8 protein-coding genes and 1 pseudogene are annotated in these 6,730 nt (G+C 41.1%); 4 read left to right on the forward strand and 5 right to left on the reverse strand.

Translation table 11 applies throughout. From position 1 onward, the window contains the following. Window positions 1-441 precede the first annotated feature (441 nt). The gene (locus VB740_RS35075; RefSeq protein WP_323204418.1) at window positions 442-1,008 is read right to left on the reverse strand and encodes a thermonuclease family protein; all 567 of its coding nucleotides are present in this window, start codon (window positions 1,006-1,008) and stop codon (window positions 442-444) included. A 114-nt stretch (window positions 1,009-1,122) separates the two neighbouring features. On the opposite strand from VB740_RS35075, the gene VB740_RS35080 reads away from it, so the two are divergent. Both VB740_RS35080 and VB740_RS35085 read left to right on the forward strand, forming a co-directional pair. Next, the gene (locus VB740_RS35080) at window positions 1,123-1,869 is read left to right on the forward strand and encodes a ferritin-like domain-containing protein (protein ID WP_323204419.1); all 747 of its coding nucleotides are present in this window, start codon (window positions 1,123-1,125) and stop codon (window positions 1,867-1,869) included. Window positions 1,870-1,978: 109 nt separating this feature from the next. Then, window positions 1,979-2,320, forward strand: coding sequence for a helix-turn-helix domain-containing protein (locus VB740_RS35085; protein ID WP_323204420.1), 342 nt, complete (start codon window positions 1,979-1,981; stop codon window positions 2,318-2,320). Window positions 2,321-2,456: 136 nt separating this feature from the next. Here VB740_RS35085 and VB740_RS35090 read toward each other — a convergent pair whose 3' ends face one another. From VB740_RS35090 to VB740_RS35100, 3 genes are all read right to left on the reverse strand, one after another. After that, window positions 2,457-2,852 (reverse strand): salt stress protein, Slr1339 family, encoded by a 396-nt coding sequence (locus VB740_RS35090; RefSeq protein WP_323204421.1) that lies wholly within the window; start codon window positions 2,850-2,852, stop codon window positions 2,457-2,459. Between the two features lie 189 nt (window positions 2,853-3,041). Further along, window positions 3,042-3,647, reverse strand: a complete 606-nt coding sequence (locus tag VB740_RS35095) for a VWA domain-containing protein (RefSeq protein ID WP_323204422.1) — start codon at window positions 3,645-3,647, stop codon at window positions 3,042-3,044. Between the two features lie 156 nt (window positions 3,648-3,803). Continuing rightward, window positions 3,804-4,409 (reverse strand): VWA domain-containing protein, encoded by a 606-nt coding sequence (locus tag VB740_RS35100; protein ID WP_323204423.1) that lies wholly within the window; start codon window positions 4,407-4,409, stop codon window positions 3,804-3,806. Window positions 4,410-4,782: 373 nt separating this feature from the next. Between VB740_RS35100 and VB740_RS35105 the strand changes: the two genes are divergently transcribed. Both VB740_RS35105 and VB740_RS36930 read left to right on the forward strand, forming a co-directional pair. Further along, window positions 4,783-5,256, forward strand: a complete 474-nt coding sequence (locus tag VB740_RS35105; RefSeq protein ID WP_323204424.1) for a hydrogenase maturation protease — start codon at window positions 4,783-4,785, stop codon at window positions 5,254-5,256. Window positions 5,257-5,269: 13 nt separating this feature from the next. Next, window positions 5,270-5,377: pseudogene (locus VB740_RS36930) on the forward strand (acetate--CoA ligase family protein); the annotation flags it as partial. Between the two features lie 206 nt (window positions 5,378-5,583). Here VB740_RS36930 and VB740_RS35115 read toward each other — a convergent pair. After that, window positions 5,584-6,222: a peroxiredoxin gene (locus tag VB740_RS35115; RefSeq protein WP_323204425.1), complete on the reverse strand. Its 639-nt coding sequence runs from the start codon at window positions 6,220-6,222 to the stop codon at window positions 5,584-5,586. Between the last annotated feature and the right edge of the window lie 508 nt (window positions 6,223-6,730).

Genomic DNA, 6,730 nt, shown 5'->3' on the forward strand with positions numbered 1-6,730 from the left:
TAGCTTTTGCGTACTAAATATACTCAAATGAGAACTCAAACCCCAGTTTGAGAACTTAATATTAGCTTTTGTGTACTAAATATACTCAAATGAGAACTCAAACCCCAGTTTGAGAACTTAATATTAGCTTTTGTGTACTAAATATACTTAAATGAGAACTCAATATTAGCTTTTGCGTACTAAATATACTTAAATGAGAACTCAAACCCCAGTTTGAGAACGCAAATCGCGTTATGAGAAGTTTTCAATTTATCACTCCTCGCGGGATGGAAAAATTGAGCGCTACAAATGTACAGAGGGAGATTCCAGACTGAATATAGCAGTATCAGTAAAATTACGATAGTATTTCGCTGAAATCATTTAAAAAGTTGAACCAAATACCCGCTTTTTCTCTATTCAGCCTTGATTTAAGCCTTTACAAGCAATTTCTCACTTTGGTTTTTACTTTTTATATAGGCTGCGATATTCCCAAGGATTTACAAATTTAGTATCACTCCAAATGCCAAGCCGTTGTTCTTTCGCTTTAGCTTCGGCTTGTTGAACTAAGTCTTTGCTAGGACATTTGTTTAAATAGGGACGATACACTTTTGCTAATCCTTCTTGCAACAATACCTGTTGCACAAAAGTGCCATTTTGTAAACGAACTTCAGCAATTTTGCGTCCATAGCGATCGCTATCGGTGATATTCAAAGTCACGCGATCGCCTCCTTGTTGCACTAGTTCTTGTACCCGTTCTTGGGCTTTCACACCCCAAGTAAATTGATTGCGATCGCTAGTGCGTTTACTCTGCTTTTCTTTGTTAGTATGGGCTATTTCTGGCGCATCTACACAAGCAAAACGCACGGTAAGATTTTTGCCGTTAGTATCTTTCACTACTAAAGTATCGCCATCACTGACTCGCTCAACTGGTTCTCCAGAAGTAGCGATAAAGCGATCGCAACCTATCAAACCCAAAATTAGGATAGTTGCACAAAGCCAAAATCGTACTGGTTTATTTAATTTCTCCATCCAAACTTACCTGCATTACCTCTGTGGGATGATACTAGCAAAATGAAAAGATATATTTGTTAACCGTTGACATAATAAGAATTGTAACCTTCCAATTGTCAGCGGGAATTTTTGATGAACTTCTTGACTCACGTTCTGCATCTAGCTGGTTCAGGTGCCTATGCCTATTACTCTGCTGCTCAAATTCGTGATTCTAAAACCCGCCCTAACATCCTTGCGGGGTTTCAGTTGGCCGAATCTGGGTCTGTGCCATTTTTATCTGCACTTAGCGATCGCGCATCTGCCGAAGGCGATACATGGCTAGCCGAAAAACTAGCAAAACATGCATCAGATGAAACTAGGCATGGTAAAACTTTTGCCCACGCCTTACAACAGATGAATAAACAAGTTATAAATTTTAAGAGTCAACCCCAAACTACATCTACAAAAAAATCACAACAGCGTAGTCCCTTTTTCGCAGCATTCTTTGAAGGCTACACCCAAGAACAGCTAAAGCCGGCTGTCATTGATTGGGAAGTATTTATGGCTAGCACATACATTCTGGAGTTAGATGCTAGTAAAGACTTTGCGCGAATGGCGAAAGTATTGCCTGATAATGATCCAAACGCTCGTAATTTGAAATTAGGAATGCTTTGTATTGCCCAAGATGAAACTGGACATGCTGCTTATCTCTACGAAGCGATGATGCGACGGATGTCTGCTACTGAAGTGCAAAAACTTGTAGATATGTGGCGAACCCGCAAGGTAAACGCCTTGTTGGCAATGGTTGGTGGTATCCTACAGCGTAATGGTGAAACGCGATCGCTAGTCCAAGATAGTGCGCCCTCGGAAATCGATTCTGAGTTGGTAGCTACGTCATAATTATAGATATCCTTGAGTATCTAATGTTCAAAGAATTGAGAAAATTCAACATCTAGCTTGAAAGGCAGGAGGTCTGCCTCTTGCCTTCTTCAAATTAACAAAACTAACTATGAAAGCTGAAGCAGAAAACCATCTCAGGCTGACTTGTGAAGTAGAAACTACCCTAAAAGTGATTGGCGGACGCTGGAAAGTTTTGATTATTAGAGAATTAATGACTGGCGTCAAACGCTTTGGTGAGTTGCAACGGGCTTTACCTGGAGTTACGCAAAAAATGCTAACCCAGCAACTCAGAGAAATGGAAGAAGACGGCATTATTCATCGAGAAATTTATCCCCAAATTCCGCCCAAAGTGGAATATTCACTGACACCTTTAGGAGAAACTTTGCAACCAATTCTCTATGCTATGCATGAATGGGCTGTTCAACACTCAGCTAGAACAAATCGCCATTAATATTGGTTAGGGGAATAGGCAATAGGCAATAGGCAATAGGCAATAGGCAATAGGCAAGAAGCCTTTTTGAGTTCTAATGATTTTTTTTAACAATCAAATATGAGTCCTGTAACAGATTTATGTTTGAATTTTAAATTTATTCATTGTTTCGTAAATATTCAATTGCTGCCTCTAATTTTGAGGGGTAACTTTCAGCAAACCTTTCAAACCAAAGGCCTTCGGATGAAAGTGGATCTACTTTAGCTAACCATTCTTTTGCTTGCACTTTCAAAGCCTCTAGTTGTTTGGCTTTGAGTTGCTCTTGTCGAATTCGTTCCTGTTCTAGTTCTTGCTGTTTTTCTAATTCAATAGCAGCATCCTCTTCGGCAAAATCAGCCTGAACTTCTGCCAAAAGGTTATCTATAAAAGATGCCGACTTTGGCGATGATGCAATAAAGGATTTGGCTGTGGCTGATTTTGACTGCTGCTGTTCTGGTTGTACTTCTTTGTATTCGGTTTGGAGTTCAGCTAATAGCTTATCAATGGAATCCATTTTGGCAATTCCTAATAAATGTTATAGCTAGTACCGCTTTGTGTAATTCGTAGTTCGTAATTCGTAATTCGTAGTTCGTAATTCGTAGTTCGTAATTAGTAATGGGCTACGCCCCGCTACGCTAACGTAATTACCACTGCGTAGGGTTTTAGACATTTCCAATGCGTGGATTATTTATGCCGAACTGTACTAGTCATTAATGGCATTGAGTAGCACTTCCGATAGACTCAAATCTTCCATATCTTCCATAGTAATTGTGTCACAAATATCAAATTTGGCACCAGCACTTTGGAGTTCATCGTCTAAGACTTTGAGAAAGCGGGTAGCTTGCTGATCTGTGCCGACTTGAATAAAGGAAATGGCTAATTCTTCATCTTTATCAATGCGGCGAGAAGCTTCAATAATTACCTTCATCACTGCTTTGCGATCGTCCGGTTCACCATCAGTAACCACTAAAATTGTTTCACCATTTGGCTTGGTTTTTCCGGCTGTTTTGCGTTGAAGGTAATCATCAGTTGCGTGTTTTAACACACCTGCCAAATCAGTTGTACCAGAGGGATCATTTTCGCGGAAAATTTGCGCTACCTTGCTGGATGTCACATTTTCGTATCGCTTGAATTTACCAGAAAATACATAGATTGTGATGCCATCTGGGTCAAATTGCTCACACTTACTAGCTAAAGCTAAAGTAGATTCTTGGGCTGCAACCCATCTACTTCTACCACCTTTTTGATCTTGGGTGGCCATGCTGCCGCTTTTGTCGATAATCAAGGTATAGTCACGATTTTCTAGCATTATTCAATTCTCCAATTAAGAGTTTAGAGTTACTGGACTAATGTCAAATTAAAAATTGAGAAAAATTCCGAAATTTTTAATTTTTAATTCTTCATTTTTAATTCCCAGTTCGCGCAGCGTCCCGTAGGGAAGGGGTTGACTTCCGCCTTGCGGTATTTAGTCAGTTATTGCATTCGTCAATACATCTACAAGGCTCATTTCTTCTAAGTCGTCTAAAGTGACGGTATCGCAAATATCAAATTTAGCGCCGACACTTTGCAACTGGTCATCCAAAGCTTTCAGGAACTTAGTTGCTTGAGCATCTGAACCTACTTGAATGATCGAAATTCCTAATTCTTCATCACGTTCCATCTGGCGAGTCGCATGAATGATCACTTCAAACACAGCTTTGCGATCATCTGGTTCACCATCGGTAATGACTAAAATTGTCTCTCCGTTTGGCTTGGTTTTACCGGCTGCTTTGCGTTGAAAGTAGTTATTGAGCGCATCCTGGAGTACACTTGCTAAGTTTGTCGTTCCAGAAGGGTCGTTTTCGAGAAATATCTGTGCGACTTTGGCTGAGGTCACATCATCGTAGCGTTTAAATCTACCGGAAAACACGTAAACGGTGATGCCATCGGGGTCAAACTGTTCGGCCTTTCTTGCCAAAGCGAGAGTAGACTCTTGGGCTATCTCCCATCTACTTCTACCACCCGCTTGGTCGGGTGTGGACATACTACCACTTTTGTCAATGATTAATGTATAGTCGCGATCGCTCATCATGATATTCCAATGATTGTTACCCTGTGTTTCTAGTCTAGTCTACGAATTTGTCGATACCGTAGGCATTTTAAGGTTTCGTATCAATCTTGCTACTTACAACGGGTATGCTTGACCCTGATTGTTAGCGATCGCAAGCAGCAATCGCGGGGTGTTATCTCTCACTCAAAATCGATGCCATTCACAGCCTCGCTAACTAGACATCTGGTGAAAATGAATGTAGAGACGTAGCACTGCTACGTCTCTACAAGTGTTCTGGGTAACACATATTTAATTTCTGGAGATGTCTACTGTATTAGTTCCAAGGTTCTCTATTTCCTCACAAGTTTCTCAAGTTTTTTATGTAACTTAAAAACAGGTTGAACAACAAAAAACGATGAATTATAATGCGATGGGCTACGCTCCTCTGGAGGCAATCGCCATTGGTTACGGTAATGAGTTGCGTAGTGATGATGGCATTGGTCAACGAGTAGCTAAGGCGTTGCATCTATCAAATGTAAAATCTCTTGCTGTTCACCAACTCACCCCGGAACTTGCTGAAGCTTTAGCACATGCTGATTTGGCAGTCTTTATCGATGCTTGTTTAATGTCTGAAAGTTCTCAGGTACAAGTACAATCGCTTTCACCTGAATCTTTCAAATTTATTTCAGGACATACAGCCGATCCGCGATCGCTCTTAGCTCTGACTCAAGCTATATACGGTCGTTGTCCGCCAGCTTGGTGGATAAAAGTACCAGGCGTGAACTTTGAATTAGGCTACAGCTTATCATCAATAGCTGAAATGGGAGTGGCGATCGCACTCAAAAAAATTGCCCAAATTATAGACGAAAATTTCAGCTTACGTCTTTAAAATTTTCCTAACCGGTTACTTTGGACAACTAGTCGAAGTTTTTCACGATCGCGCGATCGCACTTCCACCCCTAAATACTACTTTAGCGCGGCGCATGATGGAGCAAACGCAGATTTACAAATGCAAAGGGATGTTAACGCTGCAAAAAATATTTTGAATCTTGCTTTATCTAGGGTAGGGCATACCCAAAGCAACGCTACAGGAGTTGGAACCTCTACGCTAGTTGGTGCAAACCTGCTAGAGCAAGTTCTGAGGGTGAATGTAGAATCCCCACCTTCAATGTACTCATAAGGTGGGGAGTGTCAATGTCCGAAATCCTTTTCAGATTTACTTGTTAGGCTGAGGAGTCATCCGCAGATAGGGTTTGATTTCCTCGTAACCTTTGGGGAATTTCTGTTTTAGTACTTCTGGATCTTTCAGTGAGGGGACAATTACAACATCCTCTCCATCTTTCCAGTCAGCTGGTGTCGCCACGCTGTAATTATCAGTCAATTGCAGAGAATCAATCACCCGCAAAAGTTCATCAAAGTTGCGTCCCGTGCTGGGAGGATAGGTGAAAGAGAGACGGAGTTTCTTGTTAGGGTCTATTACAAAAACCGATCGCACTGTCACAGCCGCATTAGCATTGGGGTGGATCATGTCGTAAAGGTCAGAAACTTTACGATCTGCATCCGCCAAAATTGGGTAGTTAAGAGTGGTGCTTTGAGTTTCTTCGATGTCTCCCACCCAGCCTTTGTGGGATTCTACATCATCAACGCTGAGTGCGATCGCTTTGACATTGCGCTTGTCAAATTCTGGTTTGAGCTTGGCAACTGTGCCGAGTTCTGTTGTACAAACAGGTGTAAAATCAGCAGGGTGAGAGAACAGCACAACCCAGCTGTCACCCGCCCATTGGTAAAAATCGATGTCGCCGTGTGTTGAGGCTTGCGTAAAGTTGGGTACTGTGTCACCTAGACGGAGAGCCATGTGAGATTCCCTGTAGTTAGAAAGAAAGGCATATATATTCTAGTATGCCATCATGACATAAAACCCCTATTTCCCAATCGGACTTTAGCAGTTTGAAACAAAATTTTAGGTTGTCAGCGCTCTCAGATAAAAAACGAACAGAGAGCTAAAAACTATTGACTAAAGTACATATATATGCATTTAATTAATATGTTTTTCCTACAGGTTTTTCTTTACATAAAGGATTGCAAGTATCAGGGTGATATCTGACTACAAGCCATTGCACCTCTTGGCTTGTTGAGTTGCAACATTGCCACATTATTGCAGGATTACGAGACACTTTATTTGCATATAGCAATTTTATTTGAGTTGTGAAGTTAGTCTTGAAGGTAGGGAATAGGGGATAGGCAATAGTTTTTTCACGAATTATTAAATATGTTTACGCGATGTGCAACTTATTCTTGGAACCCCACTTCCAAACCTCTCCCCGAAACGGAGAGAGGCTTTGATTCTTGCTCCCCTTCCCTTG

Origin of the sequence: Nostoc sp. UHCC 0251 (assembly GCF_034932245.1) — a bacterium.
In the GTDB taxonomy this organism is placed as follows: domain Bacteria; phylum Cyanobacteriota; class Cyanobacteriia; order Cyanobacteriales; family Nostocaceae; genus Nostoc.

Coding starts and splice junctions, on each gene's coding strand:
- VB740_RS35080 (WP_323204419.1), top strand. CDS start 1,123: ATGAACTTCTTGACTCACGTTCTGCATCTAGCTGGTTCAGGTGCCTAT.
- VB740_RS35100 (WP_323204423.1), bottom strand. CDS start 4,409: ATGATGAGCGATCGCGACTATACATTAATCATTGACAAAAGTGGTAGT.
- VB740_RS35090 (WP_323204421.1), bottom strand. CDS start 2,852: ATGGATTCCATTGATAAGCTATTAGCTGAACTCCAAACCGAATACAAA.
- VB740_RS35095 (WP_323204422.1), bottom strand. CDS start 3,647: ATGCTAGAAAATCGTGACTATACCTTGATTATCGACAAAAGCGGCAGC.
- VB740_RS35105 (WP_323204424.1), top strand. CDS start 4,783: ATGAATTATAATGCGATGGGCTACGCTCCTCTGGAGGCAATCGCCATT.
- VB740_RS35075 (WP_323204418.1), bottom strand. CDS start 1,008: ATGGAGAAATTAAATAAACCAGTACGATTTTGGCTTTGTGCAACTATC.
- VB740_RS35115 (WP_323204425.1), bottom strand. CDS start 6,222: ATGGCTCTCCGTCTAGGTGACACAGTACCCAACTTTACGCAAGCCTCA.
- VB740_RS35085 (WP_323204420.1), top strand. CDS start 1,979: ATGAAAGCTGAAGCAGAAAACCATCTCAGGCTGACTTGTGAAGTAGAA.